We start from the raw sequence: 18,047 nt of genomic DNA, 5'->3' as shown, positions 1-18,047 counted from the left end.
AGAGTGATGAAGTTTAAGGAAAATTAAGTTTTGCTTATTGACACAGTTAATTTTTGGTTGTACTATTTATTTAACATATAGATTTAGTAGGAATTAATTCTTTGGAGGTAAGAGATGAAAATATCTACAAAGGGAAGGTATGGTCTTGAGGCTTTACTTGATATAGCTATATTTGGAAATGGAGATAGCGTATCCTTAAAGACTATTTCAAGTAGACAAGGGATTTCCCAAAAATATTTAGAGCATATCTTTATAGCGCTTAAGAAAAAGGAAATAGTTATTAGTCTTAGAGGGGGGCAAGGAGGTTATAGAATCTCAAGACCCCTTAATGAAGTTACAATAGGTGAAGTATTAAGAGCACTTGAAGGATCATTATCACCTGTAAAGTGCATTTCAGAAAACACCAATGGAAAATGTGAATTTTATGATAAGTGTATAACAAAGGACGTATGGGTAGACATAAAAACTGCAGTAGACGATGCTGTTGATAGTATAACTTTAAAGGATTTAGTAGAAGAATATAGCAGGTTAAATGATGAAAACGTGCATAATTATATTGAATACTTTATCTAAACTTTATGGAAAGTTGAGGTGTTACAAATGAAGCTATCTACAAAGGGGAGATATGGCCTTCGTGCTATGATAGATCTCGCAGCTAATTCTAAAGGCGATTACCTGCCACTTCATACAATAGCTGATAGACAAGGTATTTCAGAAAGATATTTAGAACAGGTTTTTTCAGCACTTAAAAAAGCAGGACTTGTAAAAAGTATTAAAGGTGCTCAAGGGGGGTACGCCTTATCAAAGGATGCTGCTGAAATAACAGTAAAGGATGTTTTATCTACATTAGAGGGTGATATTTCTGTTATAGAAAACGTTGAGTATGATAAAAACAATTTACTAAGACATTGTATAAAAATAAATGTATGGGATAAAATGAATGAGGCTATTGATGGGGTAGTGTCAGTTATGACACTTGAGGATCTAGTTAGAAGATACAGAGAGATACATGGGGAAGTTGATATAATGTACTATATTTAAATTAATATAGATTTTTTATATGGGATTTAAGTTTATTTATTAGGAGGGAAAACTATGGAAAGAAAATTAGGTTTTGACACACTACAAGTTCATGCTGGACAAAAGGCAGATCCAGTAACAGGTTCAAGGGCGGTACCAATATACCAAACTACATCATATGTTTTCGATAATACAGAACACGCTGCAAATTTATTTGCACTTAAGGAGTTCGGAAATATATATACAAGACTTATGAACCCAACTACAGATGTATTAGAGCAAAGAGTTGCAGCTCTTGAGGGTGGAGTTGCTGCACTTGCAGTTGCATCAGGATCAGCTGCTATAACATATGCGATTATGAATATAGCTGAAGCAGGAGATGAAATAGTATCAGCAAGCACTTTATATGGAGGTACATATAATCTATTTGCATCTACTTTACCTAAGTTTGGAATCAACACTATATTTGTTAATCCAGATGATCCAGAAAACTTTAGAGGTGCAATTTCTGAAAAAACGAAAGCGATTTATATAGAGTCAATTGGTAATCCTGGAGCAAACATTGTAGACATTGAAAAAGTTGCAAATATCGCACATGAAAACGGTTTACCGCTAATCGTTGATAACACATTTGGTACTCCTTACCTTATAAAGCCAATAGAGCATGGAGCAGATATAGTTGTACACTCTGCAACTAAGTTCATTGGTGGGCATGGAACATCAATTGGTGGAATCATAGTTGACTCAGGTAACTTTGATTGGGCTGCATCAGGAAGATTTAAGGGACTAATTGAACCAGATAACAGTTATAATGGAATTGTGTATGCTGAAGCTTTTGGTAACATAGCATATATAATTAAAGCTAGAGTTCAACTTTTAAGAGATACTGGAGCTGCACTAAGCCCATTTAATGCATTCCTTCTTTTACAAGGACTTGAAACGTTATCATTAAGAGTAGAAAGACATGTTTCTAATGCTGAAAAAATAGCAGATTTCCTATCAAAGCATGAAAAGGTATCATGGGTAGACTATCCATATCTAGAAGGAAATAAGTATCATGATCTAGCTAAGAAATACCTTCCAAAGGGAGCAGGTTCAATATTTACATTTGGAGTAAAGGGTGGACTTGATAGTGCTAAGAAGTTTATAGAAAGTCTTGAAATTTTCTCACTACTTGCAAATGTAGCTGATGCTAAGTCACTAGTAATTCATCCAGCAAGTACAACACATGCACAATTAAATGAAGAACAACTAAAAGGTGCAGGAGTTAGTGAAGACCTTATAAGAATATCTGTTGGAATAGAAGATGTAAATGATTTAATTTATGATCTTGATCAAGCATTAAATAAATAATTTATAAAAACACCTTAGGGAATTTCCCTAGGGTGTTTTTGTTTTCTACTATTAAATACAATTTAACAAAATTATAACGAAGTTGACACTTAATCTATAATGTGTAAATATTCTTTTAAGAATTATATGAAATAAATTGTTAATAAGAAGGGAATAGTAACAATATGATAAAGGCAGATTTAATTAAAGAAATTAGCAGATTAAAGAAGGAAAAGAATGCTATAATACTTGCACATAATTATCAAATTCCAGATATACAAGATATAGCAGACATAGTAGGAGATTCGTTAAAATTAAGTCAGGAAGCAAGTAAATTAGATGCAAAAATAATTGTTTTAAGTGGAGTTCATTTTATGGCTGAAAGTGCCAAAATACTTTCTCCAGAAAAGAAAGTACTTATTCCATCAATGAATGCAGGTTGTCCTATGGCTGAAATGATCAATGTAGAAAAATTAAGAGAGTTTAAAGCTCAGCATAAGGGAGCTCCTGTAATTTGCTATGTTAATTCATCAGCAGAGGTTAAGGCAGAAAGTGATATATGTTGTACATCATCAAATGCACTTAAAATAGTTAAAGGGTTAAAGGAAGACAAGATTCTGTTTATTCCAGATAGAAATCTAGGAGATTATATATCAAAACAAGTTCCTGAGAAGGAAGTAATATCCTACAATGGTTTCTGTGTAACCCATAATAGAATAAGAATGGAAGAAATAGATGAAGCATTTGAAAAGCATAAAGGGGCACTTCTTCTAGCACATCCAGAGTGTGATCCTGAGGTAGTAAAAAGAGCTGATTTTGTTGGAAGTACAACTGAAATTATAAATTATGCTAAAAGTTCATCTGAGAAGGTATTCATTATAGGTACGGAAATAGGTGTAATGCATAAACTTGAAAATGACAATAGAGGTACAGGAAAAGAATTCTACTTACTATCTGACAGCTTAGTATGTTCAAATATGAAACAAAACAAACTTGAGGATATATATACTGTGTTAAGAGATGAAACAAATGAAATATTTGTAGATGAAGAAATAAGACTAAAGGCAAAGAAGTCACTAGATAGAATGCTAGAGTTAAGTTAAAGGTGTGAGGTAATGGATTGTTTAAAGTACGATGTGATAATAATAGGAACAGGAATAAGTGGGTTATTTACAGCTTTAAATATAGATAAAAGAAAAAATATATTAATGTTAACTAAAAAAGCTCTTGGTTCAGGCAGTAGCGAATTAGCCCAAGGGGGAATTGTTTCCTGTATAGATAAAGATTCACATTATAAAGATACATTAATAGCAGGAAGTTACTACAATGAAAAAGATGCTATAATTACACTTCAAGATGAATCAGAGGACAGTATAAATAAATTAATAGAGCTTGGGGTGGATTTTGATAAAGATGAAAGTGGAAATTTCCTATATACAAAAGAAGGTGGACATTCAAATGCAAGAATTCTTCACCATAAAGATGCTACAGGTAAGGAAATAATTAGAGCGTTAACTGATAAAGTGAGAGAAAGAAAGAATATAAAGGTTTTAGAAAATACATCAGTAATAGATATTCTAAGTAAAAAAGAAATAAATGCTGTTATATCCATTGGGGACTCACTTAAAATATTTTATGCAAAGAGCGTTGTTATAGCAACAGGTGGTATAGGTCAGGTATATAAAAATACAACCAATCCTTTGGACATAACAGGTGATGGTATTGCAATTGCAAGTAGAGCAGGAATTAATATATGTGATATGGAATTTGTTCAGTTTCACCCAACAGGTATGTATAGCGTAGATGAGGAAAGAAGAACTTTAATTTCAGAGGCAGTTAGAGGCGAAGGTGCAGTTTTAAGAAATATAAAAGGTGAAAGATTCATGGAAAAGTATCATGAGATGAAGGAACTTGCACCTAGAGACATAGTATCTATAAGTATATTTAAGGAGCTAATAGAAACAAATAGTGATTATATATTTCTAGATGTAACACATTTAGATAAAGACTTTATAAAAAACAGGTTTCCTAATATATATGAAAAATGTTTAAGTCTTGGAATTGATATTTCAAAGGATTATGTAAAAGTTTCTCCAACACAGCACTATTTAATGGGTGGTATAGAAACAAACCTTAATGGAAGAACGAATTTAAATGGAATATTTGCATGTGGTGAATGTGCAAGAACAGGGGTACATGGTGCAAATAGACTAGCAAGTAACTCCTTATTAGAAGGAATTGTATTTGCAAATAGGATATCAAGGGAGATTAATTCTATATCTTTTTCAGAAGCATCAATATCAAAGGAAGATTTAGAAAAAGATTTAAAACTATATAAAGGTAAGTTTAATAATTTTAATTGTATTTTAGATTTAGATGATATAAAAGATAATATAAAAGAAATAATGGAAAAATACGTTGGGGTTATAAAAAATGATGAAAATCTTACAAGGTCACTTGATACAATAAATAAAATAAAGCAGTCATTGGAAAATAACTTAAAACTATCAAAGGATTATTTTGAAGTTATTAATATAGTAACAGTATCAAAGCTTATTATAGAGGGAGCAATAAAGAGAAAAGAAAATATAGGAGCTCATTTTAAAGCTGACCTTAGGAGGGATTGTATTGTTAGATAGGTTTTTAATAATAGATATAATAAAAAATGCACTTATTGAAGATATGAATGCAGGGGATTTAAGTAGTAATTTAATTGATAATGAAAAACTTGGAAGTGCTGCTATAACTGCAAAAGAGGATGGAATAGTTTCAGGGATAAGTGTTGCTAAGGAAACCTTTAGATTTATTGATGAAGATATAAAGTTTACATCTTTAAAAGAAGATGGAGAAAATGTTTTTAAAGGTGAGGATATAATTATTATTGAGGGAAAATTAATAAGTATTCTTAAAGCAGAGAGGGTAGCCTTAAACTTTCTTCAAAGAATGTCAGGAATAGCTACAAAAGCTAAAATGTATGCTGAAAAGGTATCAAAATATAATGTAAAAATAGTTGATACTAGAAAAACTACACCAGGACTTAGAATCCTTGAAAAGTATTCTGTAAGGATAGGTGGATGTTATAATCATAGATATAATTTATCAGATGGGGTAATGATAAAAGATAACCACATAAAGGCATTAGGCGGTATAAAGAGCGCTGTGCAAAAAGCAAAAAGTTTAGTTCCTCATACTTCAAGAGTGGAAGTTGAAGTTTCAAATCTTCTAGAGGTTCAAGAGGCAATAGATTCAAATGCAGATATAATAATGCTAGACAATATGAACTTAGAAGACATGAAAAAAGCTGTGGAAATGATAAATAAAAAATGCATTGTAGAGGCTTCTGGGAATGTAACACTAAATACTGTTGAAGGCGTTGCAAGTGTTGGCGTTGATATTATATCTGTAGGAGAACTTACACATTCTGTTAAAAGTTTAGATCTTAGCTTAAATATAAAGGGTTAGATATAAATCTAACCCTTTTACTATACATATCTAAAATAATTCCCCATGTTTTTCGTAGTGAAAGACATCTCTTATTGAGTTATCATCATTTACGAAAACCACATTAGGCTTATGCTCCTTAGCTTCATCTGGAGTTAAAGATACATATGACATGATTATTACTTTATCATTAGCCTGTGCACATCTTGCAGCAGCTCCATTTAAACAAATAACTTTGCTTCCCTTTTCACCTCTTATAGTATAGGTTTCAAACCTTTCACCGTTATTTATATTTACAACTTGTACCTTTTCATATTCAAGTATGTTTGCAGCGTCTAAAAGGTCACTATCAATAGTTATGCTACCTACATAATTAAGGTTTGCCTCTGTAACCGTAGCCCTATGAATTTTTCCTCCAAGCATTGTTATATTCATTATATCACCTATTTCTATTTAATATTGTAAAGTAAATTGTCTATAAGTCTTGTTTTACCTATAAATACAGCTATAGCAATTAAAACATTTTCCTTTATAGTTGTAATTGGTTTTAGAGTATCTTGACTAACTATTTCAATATAGTCAATTTTGGCTAAAGGTTCCTTTGATATTTCATTTTTTATTATTTCTATAATACTTTTAGCATCTTTATTTTTATCAAGTTCAATTTTAGCTTTTTTAAGCGCTTTACTTAAGCAAAGGGCAGAAATTCTTTCTTCACTATTTAAATAAGAATTTCTAGAACTTTTGGCAAGTCCATCATCTTCTCTATAGATTGGACATGGAACAAGGGTAGTATCTATATTAAGGTCTTTCACCATTTTTTCTATTACTTTGTATTGCTGGAAGTCCTTTTCACCAAGATAGGCTTTAGTACAGCTTGTTATATTTAAAAGCTTCATAACAACTGTTGTAACTCCCCTAAAATGAGATGGGCGAGATTTACCACAAAGACAATCTGTAATTCCTGTAACCTCAACGAAACTTGAAAATCCATTTGGGTACATTTCTTGAACAGTTGGAGCAAATAAAATATCTACACCTGAATTTTTACAAATATCAGAGTCACCTTCTAAGTTTCTAGGGTATGTAGATAAATCTTCGTTTTCTCCAAACTGAATAGGGTTAACAAATATAGATACTATAATCTTAGTATTCTCAATCCTAGCCCTATCTATTAATGATTTATGTCCCTCATGTAAATATCCCATAGTAGGTACAAATCCAATAGTTTCATTATTTCTTTTAAATTCATTTATCTTGTTTTTAATTTCTTTAATTGTTGTTATTACTTCCATAAAACCCCTCACTTATATCATAGTTAATTTCAGATAAAGAATATGAATGTTCGATTAACGGGAAGTTTTCCTCATTAACATCTTTAATATAATTTTGAATTGCAAGATTCATACTTGCATCTAGATTTGCATAGTACTTTACAAACTTTGCTTTAAAATCCTTGAACATCCCTAGCATATCTGAATAAACAAGTATTTGTCCAGTTGTATTCATACCAGAACCTATTCCTATTGTAGGTATAGATATAGCCTCATCAATAAGCTTTGTAACTTCAAGGGGTATACATTCAAGTACAATAGAAAACACTCCAGCATCCTCAAGTCGTTTTGCATCTTCTATTAAAGATTTAATTTCACTATCATTTTTTCCTTGAACCTTATACCCACCAAATTTATTTATGGATTGAGGAGTAAGTCCAAGATGACCCATAACAGGTATTTGTGCCTTTACAATTCCTTTAATTGAATCGATTACATCACTTCCACCTTCAAGTTTAACTGCATTGCAAAATCCTTCCTTTACAAGTCTTCCAGCATTTTTTATCGCATCATAGGTTGAAGTTTGATATGACATAAAAGGCATATCTGTTATAAGTAAAGAATTTTTAACGGCACGTGAAACAGCTCTACTGTGATGAATCATATCATCCATAGTTACACTTAAAGTATTTTCATATCCAAGTGCAACTGTACCTAAAGAATCTCCAACGAGTATTCCATTTACACCTGATGAATCAATAATTTTAGCAGTGGTGTAATCATACGCCGTAAGTAAGGTAAGCTTTTCATTTCTTTTTTTTGCTTCCTTAAATGTTAAAACCGTATTTTTCATAAATAATCCTCCAATTTAGGTGTAGTTCTAATTGATACCACCCTAATTAAAATTTACTTAAAAATTAAAGAAATTTCAAGTTTTTATGTGCAATAAGTAAATAAATAAAGAATAGATCATTGTAAACTAGTTATAATAGGATAGTTTACAATGGTCTTTTTTTAATGTAAAATGAAAAAAATCTATAAATTATCTAAGGAGTAGATATGGAAGAGTATTTTAAGGAAAAAATTAAAGAGGTAAAAATAAATAATCTTTATAGATGTGAAAAAGAAATAGATTCTATAAATATAAAAATCAATTTAGCCAGTAATGATTATATGAATATGTCACAAAATGATATTCTAAAGGATAAGGTAATAGAAGCTTCAAAACTCTACGGAGTAGGAAGTCCATCATCTAGACTTGTCTCTGGTACACTTAGTATTCATAAGGAACTTGAAAGAGAAATTAGTAAAATTAAAAAAACAGAGGATACGATATTAGTTGGTTCAGGCTATATTGCAAACATCGGAGTAATAAATGCTATATGTAATAGGGACTTTGTTATATTTTCAGATAAAATAAATCATGCAAGTATAGTTGATGGTGCTATTTTAAGTAGAGCAAATTTTGTTCGTTATAAGCATGGTGATTATAAGGATTTAGAGAACCAAATAGCTAAATATATAGATAAGAAAAAAGTAATAATTACAGATGGTGTTTTTAGCATGGATGGTGACATAGCACCTTTAAAGGAAATATGCCGAATTGCAAATGATAGCAATTCAGTTTTAATAGTAGATGATGCACATGGATTTGGTGTTTTAGGGGAAAATGGAGGGGGAAGTATTGAGTACTTAGGCCTTCAAGGGGAGAATATAATTCATGTTGGAACACTAAGTAAAGCAGCAGGTTTATATGGTGGGTTTGTATCAGGTAAGGGATATGTTATTGATTATCTTAGAAACTTTTTAAGAGGATTTATATATTCAACTGCGTTGCCTCCAACTGTTGTTTATCCTGCTATAGAATCTATTAGAATTTTAGCTGAAATGAAAGAGGAAAGAAGAATACTTCAGGAAAACTCTAACTATTTAAGGGAAAGACTAATTGATATGGATATGGAAACTTTAGGATATGATACACCAATTGTTCCTATTATTTTAAAATGCGAAAAAAAGGTTTTAGAAGTTTCGAAAAGACTTTTAGATGAGGGAATATATGTTCCGGCTATAAGAGTACCAACGGTACCTAAAAATCAGGCAAGGCTTAGAGTATCATTAGGTCAAAAAACAACAAGGAAAGAAATAGACATCTTTTTAGAAAAAATTAAGGGGATAGTATAGATGAAAAAGATTTTAATAATATCGGGATGGATTGGAAATAGGAAGATATTTTCCCCTATAATAGATAAATTACAGGGGAGTGATATAAGATTTATTGATTTTCAGCAAATAGATAATAAGGAAAGTATAGTAGTTAAAGTTAATGAAAGTATAAAGGAATTTAATCCAGATATAGTTATAGCATGGTCTATGGGAACACTTGCACTACTTAAAGCTTTAGAAGAAAAAGTTGTTAAAAGTAAGCTTGTTTTAATAGCTCCTACTAGTAAATTTACTAAGAATGAACATAATAGCTTTGGGTGGATCAGTAGAGTAGTAGATTCTATGATAAAATCACTAAAAACAAGTAAGGAATTAACTCTAGAAAAGTTTTGTAATAATATGCTCACTAAAAATGAAATGAAATATAAAAGCTTAGTTATAGATAATTTAGAATTAGGGGATTTGTTGATAGATAGTAGCACTTTATCAAATGGACTTCTATTTTTAAGAGACGTGGAAGCTTCTAATATAGATAAAATAGAAAATGAAACCCTTATAATTCACGGAGAAGAGGATTTTATATGTAGTGTACATGGAGCAGAATATATAAATAAAAAGCTTAAAAACTCAACTTTAAAGGTTATAGATAACTGTGGTCATATACCGTTTATTACCAGCAAAAAAGAGTTTATCAATATTTTATATAATTTCTTAGGGGATATTAATAATGATTAATAAGGAAAGAGTAAAGTGTAGATTCAATAAGTCATCAGTTGATTATAATAAATATGCTAAGGTTCAAGTTACAATGGCAAGTCGTCTCATGAATATGATAAATAAAAGTGATATAAAAACTATTCTTGAAATAGGATGTGGAACAGGTAATCTAACTAATATGTTGTTAGATAAGTTTAGGAATGTAAGTTTAACTGTTATGGACTTATCAGAAAAAATGCTAGATGAAACTAGGAAGAATATATCAGTTAGAAATCTTGAAAATATAGAATTTATTTGTCATGATGGTGAGACCTGTGAACTAAACAAAAAATATGATTTAATAATATCAAATGCAACATTTCAATGGTTTAATTCCTTAGAAGAGTCAATAAAAAAATATATAGACCTTTTAAATGAAAATGGACAACTTCTTATATCAACATTTGGTGAGGATACCTTTATAGAACTTGAAAAGTCAGGAATTAAAGCAGCAAGGGAGCTAAATGTGGAGCATAACTTTAAGCTCAGAAGGTCATTTGTAGGAATAGATGAGATAGAAAATATAATAAAGAATCAAAATATAAATTATAAAGTTGTAGATGAAAAATTAAAAGAATATCATAAAAGCTCTAGGGATTTTATAAAGTCAGTTAAAAAGATAGGTGCAAATACTTGTGGAAGTGAAGGGGGAATTACTCCTCCGAGAGTTATTAAAAAAGTTTTAGAGGTTTATGATAGGGATTTTGTTGAAAATAAATTTGTGTATTCTACGTATCACTGTATATATATTTCTATTAATAAGTAATGGCTTCCTTATAAAGGAAGCCATTACTTATTATTTCCAAAGAATTTCTATATCACAAAGTCGATTATCTTCATTATCACATATAGTATGTAAGGTTCTTGTATTATTACCTTCAGTTATTATGTTAGCTTTTGAAGTTATGCTTCCACCATATCGTTTCTCCTTAGAATAAAGTATTCTAACATTTAGTGGAGTTTTACTTCCCATAAATTCAATGCTAAGAGTTTCTAGAGCCCATGTTATATACTTTGAGTTGTTTACATGATTATTAGTATCAATATCTGTATATCTAACGTCAAATTTAGCCTCAATAGTGAAATCATTTACCCTTTGGGGTTTCATAACTTCAACAACTTCTTCATCACCTTCAATAAGTCCAAAACACTTAATATCATGAAAGGATAATCTTATAGGTCGTCTTCTTTTAGTATCTAAGTACATCCAAGAACTTTTTCCTTCAACTATAACATTATCATCCTTATCTTTTATTTGAAAAACTCTGTAGGCAAAGAATTTTTTATATGAATAAGGAATAGTTGTAACAGATATTTTCTCGTTATAGTGAGGTAGCCTAGTAATATCAATATCCCATTGGCAGATAACCCACCCTCTATTAACTTCCTTTAAAGCATCAACATTTAGCCCAACACTAGTTGCTTGAAAAGTTGCAAGGTCAGTAAAATAATTAATTATAGATGGAAGGAAGGCTTTGTTGGTAAAATCTATATCATCATATCTAACTACATAATCAGTTGTAATAGGTACTCCGGCCATTAATTAACACCTCTATTTCAGTTAATATATTCGCTATAGAAATTATACCATAAAACCTAGTATTTTATAGAAATTTACTTATCTAAAGTATTATTGTGTAGGTAAAAATTATATTTTGTAAAATATAAATTAATGGAAGATTCAAATAATAGTAATAAAATTGATTTTATCATACTTTTTTCTGATAATTTAATCTAAATTTATTAATTTTAATTGAAACTAGGATTTAAAAAAGTTAATATATATATATTATTTGTAATTAAAGAAGAATATTAATTTTTATTTTGAGGTGTGGTTATGGGATTTAAAGAAAGGTTAAAAGAAAAGATACTTGTTCTTGACGGTGCAATGGGAACAGCAATTCAATCATATAATTTAACTGAAGAAGATTATAGGGGAGAAATATTTAAGGATAGCAAGTTTGAATTAAAGGGAAATAATGATCTTTTAGTTTTAACAAGACCAGATGTTATTAAAGAAATACATACAAAGTATTTAGAAGCTGGTGCTGATATTATAGAAACTAACAGTTTTAACGCAACAAGAGTTTCACAGTTTGATTATGGAACTCAAGATATTATATATAAATTAAATTTTGAAGCAGCAAAGCTTGCGAGAAGTTGTGCAGATGAAATTACTTCTAGAAGTCCTGAAAAACCAAGATTTGTTGCAGGGTCTGTTGGACCAACAAATAAAACTTTATCATTATCACCTGACGTTGAAAATCCAGGATTTAGAGCTATTTCCTTTGATGAAATGGTAGATTCGTATAAGGAACAAATGGAAGGTCTTATTGATGGTGGAGTAGATGTAATCCTAATTGAAACAATATTCGATACTTTAAATGCAAGAGCTGCAATTTTTGCTTTAAACCTAATTAATGAAGAAAGAAATATTGAAGTTCCAATAATGATATCTGGAACTTTAACAGATAAAAGTGGTAGAACACTATCAGGACAAACACTTGAAGCGTTTATTGAATCCATTAAAAATGAATATGTTATATCAGTAGGACTTAACTGTTCATTTGGAGCAAAGGATTTAATACCATTTATTAAGAAGCTTTCAAATGAAGTTCCATATTATGTAAGTGTATATCCAAATGCAGGTCTTCCTAATAGATTTGGTGAATATGATGAAAAGCCAGAGGTAACAGCTGAAAACCTAAAGGAACTTGTTGATGGACAGCATTTAAATATTGTTGGTGGATGCTGTGGAACTACCTATGAACATATAAATAAAATAGCTGAACTTGTGGATGGGAAAGCCCCTAGAGTTCCTAAGGAAAAGGTTCTTGAAACAAGATTTGCAGGACTTGAACTTGTTCGTGTAACAAAGGAAAATAATTTCTTAAACATTGGTGAGAGAACAAACGTTGCAGGATCTAAAAAGTTTGCAAGACTTATTAAAGAAAAGAATTATGATGAGGCACTGTCTATTGCAAGGGATCAAGTTGAAAATGGTGCACAGGCAATTGACATAAACTTTGATGATGGAATGTTAAACTCAGAGGAAGAAATGGATATATTCCTAAAACTTCTAGCCTCAGAGCCGGAAATATCAAGGGTTCCTGTGGTTATTGACTCTTCTAAGTATTCTGTTATATTAAGTGGACTTAAGGCTATTCAAGGAAAATCAATAGTTAATTCAATAAGTCTTAAAAATGGAGAAGAAGAGTTTATTGAATATGCAAAAACTATTAAAAGATTTGGTGCTGCAATAGTTGTAATGGCATTTGATGAAACTGGACAAGCAGATACCTATGAAAGAAAGATTGAAGTTTGTAGTAGAGCTTATAACATACTAGTAGATAAGGTTAATTTCCCAAGAGAAGATATAATCTTTGACCCTAATATTCTAGCAATTGCAACTGGTATGGAGGAGCATAATAGCTATGGTATTGATTTTATAAGAGCAACTAAGTGGATAAAGGAAAATCTGCCTGGGGCTAAGATATCAGGTGGACTTTCAAATCTATCATTCTCATTTAGAGGAAATAATATAATAAGAGAAGCTATGCACTCAGTGTTCTTATATCATGCAATTGAAGCAGGAATGGATATGGCAATACTAAATCCAGGAATGATTCAAATATATGATGAAATAGATAAGGACCTTTTAGAAAAGGTTGAAGCGGTTGTATTAAATACTCATCCTGAGGCATCAGAGGAGTTAATAGAATTTGCTGAAAAGTATAAAGGCGAAGGTGAAAAAATAGAAGAAAACAAGCTAAAGTGGAGAGAGGCAAGTGTAAATGAAAGATTAAAACACGCTTTAGTAAAGGGAATTGTTGATTTCGTAGAAGAGGATGCAATAGAAGCTAGGGCTAACTTTGAAAGATCTTTAGATGTAATAGAAGGTCCTTTAATGGATGGTATGAAAGCTGTTGGGGAACTATTTGGTGAAGGTAAGATGTTCCTTCCTCAGGTTGTAAAAAGTGCCAGAGTTATGAAAAGAGCAGTAGGGGCATTAATGCCATATATTGAAGAGGAAAAGGAAAAAGGATCATCAAACTCAGGAACTATTGTAATTGCAACAGTTAAGGGAGATGTTCACGATATTGGAAAGAACATAGTAGGTGTTGTACTGGCTTGTAATAATTTTAATGTTATTGACCTTGGAATAATGGTACATCCTGAGGAAATAGTAAAGGCTGCAAAGGAAAATTCAGCGGATATTGTTGCTCTTTCAGGGCTTATAACTCCATCTCTTGATGAAATGGGAATTGTAGCTGAAATGATGGAGAAGGAAGGTCTTGATATTCCAATAATGGTAGGTGGAGCAACAACAAGTAAGGTGCACACTGCTGTTAAGCTTTCCCCTAAGTATTCCGGTGGAGTTGTACACACTCTTGATGCATCAAAGGCAGTTGAAGCTGCGAAATTCTTAGCAGATAAGAATAAAAGAGTAGATTACTTAAAAAATATTAATGAAGAGTATGAATCAATAAGTGAAAGCTACAGAAAAGAAGATGAAAAGCTTTTATCATTTGAAGAGGCTAAATCAAATAAGCTTAACATTGATTGGAATGAAATAGATGTAAAGACTCCAGAATTCACAGGAACTCAAAAGATAGAAGTACCAATTAATGAGCTACGTGAAGGAATTGATTGGACATTTTTCTTTGTAGAATGGGGAATTAAAAAGAGTTTCCCAAATGTACTTGAAGATGAAAGGTACAAAGATGAAGCTAAAAAGCTTTATGATGACGCAAATGAAATGCTTGATGAACTTGAGAAAAATGAAAAAATACTTCCAAATGGAGTTTATGGAATATATAATGCAAACTCTGATAATGAGGATATTATTATATTCAGTAATGAAAAAGAAGTAGAAAGATTTAATACATTAAGACAACAAAAGGTTACAAATGATGGTGTTAATTTATCACTTGCAGACTTTGTAGCACCACTTAGCAGTGGAAAGAAAGATTTTATCGGAGGGTTTATAGTAACCGCAGGAAGAGAATTAGATAAAATATATGATAATTATAAGGCAGAGGGAGATGAATATAAAGCACTAATGGTAAAAATTCTATCACATAGAATTGCAGAAAGCTTTGCATCATATCTTCATAAAACACTTCAAAATAAATATTGGAGTTTTGAGGTAGAGGGGATAAGACCTGCCTTTGGATATCCTTGTCTTCCTGATCACTCAGATAAGGTTAAATTATTTTCACTACTTGATGGTGAAAATAACACAGGTGTTACTTTAACTGATAGTTTTATGATGGAACCAGTTTCAAGTGTATGTGGATTATACATTGTAAAAGATTTTGCAAGATACTTCTCAGTTGATAGTATAACAAAGGAACAAGTTGAAGATGTTACAAAGAGAAAAGATGTAGATATAGAATTTACAAAGAAAATGCTTGCAAATAACTATAGAGAAAAATAAAATGTTGAAATCAGGTAGGGTAATTACTCTATCTGATTTCATTTAAAAAAGCTATTTAATAGAAAACTTCTATTAAATAGCTTTTAATTTACATATAACATAATAAGTAGGACAAATAAAGTAGTGGTAGTACTTTACCTGCCCTATTTAGGAAAGGAAATTGAATTGATATAGGAATAAACTATAATAATTATAGAAAAATGTAATATAATAACAAAATTTGTTTGAAATTTTGTATTTCCTATTAATCATTATAAAATGTAAAATTAAGAAGAATTTAAAACCAATTAATTAAATGTAATGATAGTTTAAAGGTATTAACTATCAATTTTATTATCACTACGTTATCCTAGTGATAGTATAACGTAGTTGAATTGGAATTTCAATACCTATCTTTAAAAATAAATATATTTATATAAAAACCTTTTAAAACTTGGAGGTGAAGTAATGGGTGAAATAAGTAAGGGAGTATCTAAGGGAGATGGACTAGGACTTATACTTGGAAGAAATGCATACCTAGAGGATAAGATTCCTTGTAATACACTTTTTGTTAAGGTTTTAAGATGTTCATCCTCTAGAAATATAAAGTATATAAACATAAATGATGCTGTTAAGATTCCTGGTGTTGAATGCATACTAACAAATAAAAGTATACATAAAGTGGGAACTAGTGAACTAGGAGAAGATGAATTTAATTCAATATTTCCAAATGATATTGCACTTATTGCAGCATTAGACGAAGAAAGTGCAAATGAGGCAATGAAACTTATAAAAATTGAATATGAATTAGATGAGATTAAGATTCTAAGTATAAATAAGAAAGATGATTTAAGCGTAATATATAGTTTTGGAAATGTTGATAAGGAGTTTAAGCACGACCTCGTTATACTGGAGGAAGTATACCGAACTCAATCTATTTATCAAGGGTTCCTTGAAACCTGTAGGTCATATACCTATTTTGATCAATATGAAAGACTTGTTGTGGTATCTACAAGTGAAGTCCCATTTTTAGTTAGAAAGATTCTTTCAGAAAGACTACAAGTTCCAATAGGAAAGATTAGGGTTATAAAACCTAAAACAGGTGGCGGTTATGGGGGAAAGAGTATAGTAAGCTCTGAGTACTATCCAGCTATTATAACTTTAAAAACAGGAAAACCTGCAAAGGTTATTTATACAGTTGATGAAACCTTTAATATGGTGGAAGAAAAGAGTGAAACAGATGTTAAGGTTAAATTAGGAGCTACAAGAGAGGGGAAAATTAGTGCAATAGATATAGAGATATCCCAAGGACCAGTTAACCGTGTAGATTACAGTGACCATCCTATTATTGATGCTGCATCAGAGGTTATGAGTTTATATAATTTTAAAGCTGCAAGATTTTTAAGTAATATTTCAGCAAATAGGTTAAAGAAATCTGATTTAAGCGAAGTAGTATTTGGAATTGAAAGCACAATAAATAATCTAGGTAAAAAATTAAATATGGATATCATTAAGATTCATGAAATCAATATGATCAAAAAAGGTAATGAAATAAATCAAAGGATACTAGATGATAAAAATTATGCTTTAGATTATTGCATAAAAAGGGGAAAAAAGCTTATAGAATGGGATGAAAAGTACCCTAAAAAGCAAGTAGCATCAAATAAAGTTCGTGGAATTGGAATGTCAATAGCAAGACAAGATATAGGAGTGCCATATGAAGACGCTGCTTCATCCACAATTAAATTTAATGAAGATGGTACATTTATGTTAACTATAGGAACTAATGACCTTGGAATATGTAGTAGTACAATACTCTCGCAAATTTGTGCTGAAGCTATTGGAGTTACAACAGATAAAGTCATGGTTTTATCATGTGATACAGACCTTATGCCTTTTTATAGTAATACATATTCTACTAAGACACTTTATGCTCTTGCTAATGCTGTGAAAAAAACTGGAGAAAAAATGAGGAAACTAATTATTGAGACAGCTGGGGAAATTCTAGGTACAGATGTATCTTTAATTATCTATGATGGGGAGACAATAAGAATTAAAAACTCAGATAAAGTAATGACTATGAGAGAATTTGGTAAAAAGGTTGTATACGCTTTAAAGCAATTATTTGTATGTGACTCCTATACATTTAAAAAAACAACACCATCATATATGGCAGGATTTGTTGAGGTTGAGGTAGATACTGAAACAGGAAAAATTCGTGTAGAGAATTTTGTAGGTGTTTTTGATATTGGAACAGTTATAAATCCAACTCTTATGAAGGTAGAAGCTGAATCTTCAATTCTTCGAGGAATAGGAATGGCAATGTATGAGGAAGTTAAAAAGAATAGTGAAAATAACATGGATTTAAATCCTTTAATATATAGAATCCCAACAAGAAATGACTTTGGAAATATAACAGTAGAATTTACAAATACCTATGATGCAAGTGGTGTATATGGTGCAAAATCAAGTTTAAATATTGGGTTTAATACAGTTCCAGCTGCGATTCAAGAGGCTGTATATAATGCAATTGGTGTAAGAGTTAATGAATTACCAATTACATCAGAAAAAATAATTATGAATAATAAAACTTCTAAGTAATTAGTTAATTTCCTTCATTTGAAGGTGATTATAAATTAGCT

15 protein-coding genes are annotated in these 18,047 nt (G+C 30.7%); 11 read left to right on the top strand and 4 right to left on the bottom strand.

Annotation, left to right across the window (positions count from 1 at the left end; all coding sequences use genetic code 11):
• Positions 1–114: 114 nt before the first annotated feature.
• The 6 genes from CLCY_RS11625 (at position 115) to nadC (ending at position 5,814) form a co-directional block, all read left to right on the top strand.
• A complete protein-coding gene (locus CLCY_RS11625) occupies positions 115–573 on the top strand; it encodes an RrF2 family transcriptional regulator (RefSeq protein WP_048571316.1) in 459 nt (152 codons plus the stop codon).
• A gap of 27 nt (positions 574–600) precedes the next feature.
• Positions 601–1,041, top strand: coding sequence for an RrF2 family transcriptional regulator (locus CLCY_RS11620; protein WP_048571315.1), 441 nt, complete (start codon positions 601–603; stop codon positions 1,039–1,041).
• A 54-nt stretch (positions 1,042–1,095) separates the two neighbouring features.
• Positions 1,096–2,373 (top strand): homocysteine synthase, encoded by a 1,278-nt coding sequence (locus CLCY_RS11615; RefSeq protein WP_048571314.1) that lies wholly within the window; start codon positions 1,096–1,098, stop codon positions 2,371–2,373.
• Between the two features lie 164 nt (positions 2,374–2,537).
• Positions 2,538–3,455, top strand: a complete 918-nt coding sequence (gene nadA, locus CLCY_RS11610; RefSeq protein WP_048571313.1) for a quinolinate synthase NadA — start codon at positions 2,538–2,540, stop codon at positions 3,453–3,455.
• A gap of 12 nt (positions 3,456–3,467) precedes the next feature.
• On the top strand, positions 3,468–4,991 hold the full coding sequence (gene nadB / locus CLCY_RS11605; protein WP_048571312.1) for an L-aspartate oxidase: 1,524 nt from the start codon (positions 3,468–3,470) through the stop codon (positions 4,989–4,991).
• Positions 4,981–5,814: a carboxylating nicotinate-nucleotide diphosphorylase gene (gene nadC / locus CLCY_RS11600; RefSeq protein ID WP_082141811.1), complete on the top strand. Its 834-nt coding sequence runs from the start codon at positions 4,981–4,983 to the stop codon at positions 5,812–5,814. Before nadB ends, nadC begins: the two co-directional genes overlap by 11 nt.
• A gap of 30 nt (positions 5,815–5,844) precedes the next feature.
• On the opposite strand, the gene panD is transcribed toward nadC, so the two are convergent.
• From panD to panB, 3 genes are read right to left on the bottom strand one after another with little or no spacing between them, the layout of a single operon-like run.
• Positions 5,845–6,228 carry an aspartate 1-decarboxylase gene (gene panD / locus CLCY_RS11595; RefSeq protein WP_048571311.1) on the bottom strand — a complete coding sequence of 128 codons (384 nt, stop codon included), beginning with the start codon at positions 6,226–6,228 and terminating at the stop codon, positions 5,845–5,847.
• 14 nt (positions 6,229–6,242) lie between these two features.
• On the bottom strand, positions 6,243–7,088 hold the full coding sequence (gene panC / locus CLCY_RS11590) for a pantoate--beta-alanine ligase (RefSeq protein ID WP_048571310.1): 846 nt from the start codon (positions 7,086–7,088) through the stop codon (positions 6,243–6,245).
• Positions 7,066–7,920, bottom strand: a complete 855-nt coding sequence (panB, locus tag CLCY_RS11585) for a 3-methyl-2-oxobutanoate hydroxymethyltransferase (protein WP_048571309.1) — start codon at positions 7,918–7,920, stop codon at positions 7,066–7,068. The genes panC and panB overlap by 23 nt, the downstream gene beginning before the upstream one ends.
• A gap of 206 nt (positions 7,921–8,126) precedes the next feature.
• Here panB and CLCY_RS11580 point away from each other — a divergent pair, with 206 nt between their 5' ends.
• From CLCY_RS11580 to bioC, 3 genes are read left to right on the top strand one after another with little or no spacing between them, the layout of a single operon-like run.
• Complete coding sequence (locus CLCY_RS11580; protein WP_048571308.1) at positions 8,127–9,248, top strand: aminotransferase class I/II-fold pyridoxal phosphate-dependent enzyme; 1,122 nt, start codon at positions 8,127–8,129, stop codon at positions 9,246–9,248.
• Entirely contained in the window at positions 9,249–9,965 is a 717-nt protein-coding gene (locus tag CLCY_RS11575) for an alpha/beta hydrolase (RefSeq protein WP_048571307.1), read from the top strand. It abuts the gene before it with no gap.
• Positions 9,958–10,752, top strand: coding sequence for a malonyl-ACP O-methyltransferase BioC (gene bioC, locus CLCY_RS11570; RefSeq protein ID WP_048571306.1), 795 nt, complete (start codon positions 9,958–9,960; stop codon positions 10,750–10,752). Before CLCY_RS11575 ends, bioC begins: the two co-directional genes overlap by 8 nt.
• A gap of 30 nt (positions 10,753–10,782) precedes the next feature.
• Here the strand turns inward: bioC and CLCY_RS11565 are convergent, their stop codons facing one another.
• Positions 10,783–11,526 (bottom strand): acyl-[acyl-carrier-protein] thioesterase, encoded by a 744-nt coding sequence (locus CLCY_RS11565; protein WP_048571305.1) that lies wholly within the window; start codon positions 11,524–11,526, stop codon positions 10,783–10,785.
• Between the two features lie 297 nt (positions 11,527–11,823).
• Between CLCY_RS11565 and metH the strand changes: the two genes are divergently transcribed.
• Positions 11,824–15,426: a methionine synthase gene (gene metH / locus CLCY_RS11560; protein WP_048571304.1), complete on the top strand. Its 3,603-nt coding sequence runs from the start codon at positions 11,824–11,826 to the stop codon at positions 15,424–15,426.
• Between the two features lie 447 nt (positions 15,427–15,873).
• Positions 15,874–18,006: a xanthine dehydrogenase family protein molybdopterin-binding subunit gene (locus CLCY_RS11555; RefSeq protein WP_048571303.1), complete on the top strand. Its 2,133-nt coding sequence runs from the start codon at positions 15,874–15,876 to the stop codon at positions 18,004–18,006.
• Positions 18,007–18,047 lie beyond the last annotated feature (41 nt).

The sequence above is a fragment of the Clostridium cylindrosporum DSM 605 genome (assembly GCF_001047375.1).
In the GTDB taxonomy this organism is placed as follows: Bacteria; Bacillota; Clostridia; order Clostridiales; family Caloramatoraceae; genus Clostridium_AB; species Clostridium_AB cylindrosporum.
This window is presented reverse-complemented; position numbering and strand designations above follow the sequence as displayed.

Coding starts and splice junctions, on each gene's coding strand:
- CLCY_RS11625 (WP_048571316.1), top strand. CDS start 115: ATGAAAATATCTACAAAGGGAAGGTATGGTCTTGAGGCTTTACTTGAT.
- CLCY_RS11620 (WP_048571315.1), top strand. CDS start 601: ATGAAGCTATCTACAAAGGGGAGATATGGCCTTCGTGCTATGATAGAT.
- CLCY_RS11615 (WP_048571314.1), top strand. CDS start 1,096: ATGGAAAGAAAATTAGGTTTTGACACACTACAAGTTCATGCTGGACAA.
- nadA (WP_048571313.1), top strand. CDS start 2,538: ATGATAAAGGCAGATTTAATTAAAGAAATTAGCAGATTAAAGAAGGAA.
- nadB (WP_048571312.1), top strand. CDS start 3,468: ATGGATTGTTTAAAGTACGATGTGATAATAATAGGAACAGGAATAAGT.
- panD (WP_048571311.1), bottom strand. CDS start 6,228: ATGAATATAACAATGCTTGGAGGAAAAATTCATAGGGCTACGGTTACA.
- panC (WP_048571310.1), bottom strand. CDS start 7,088: ATGGAAGTAATAACAACAATTAAAGAAATTAAAAACAAGATAAATGAA.
- panB (WP_048571309.1), bottom strand. CDS start 7,920: ATGAAAAATACGGTTTTAACATTTAAGGAAGCAAAAAAAAGAAATGAA.
- CLCY_RS11580 (WP_048571308.1), top strand. CDS start 8,127: ATGGAAGAGTATTTTAAGGAAAAAATTAAAGAGGTAAAAATAAATAAT.
- CLCY_RS11575 (WP_048571307.1), top strand. CDS start 9,249: ATGAAAAAGATTTTAATAATATCGGGATGGATTGGAAATAGGAAGATA.
- bioC (WP_048571306.1), top strand. CDS start 9,958: ATGATTAATAAGGAAAGAGTAAAGTGTAGATTCAATAAGTCATCAGTT.
- CLCY_RS11565 (WP_048571305.1), bottom strand. CDS start 11,526: ATGGCCGGAGTACCTATTACAACTGATTATGTAGTTAGATATGATGAT.
- metH (WP_048571304.1), top strand. CDS start 11,824: ATGGGATTTAAAGAAAGGTTAAAAGAAAAGATACTTGTTCTTGACGGT.
- CLCY_RS11555 (WP_048571303.1), top strand. CDS start 15,874: ATGGGTGAAATAAGTAAGGGAGTATCTAAGGGAGATGGACTAGGACTT.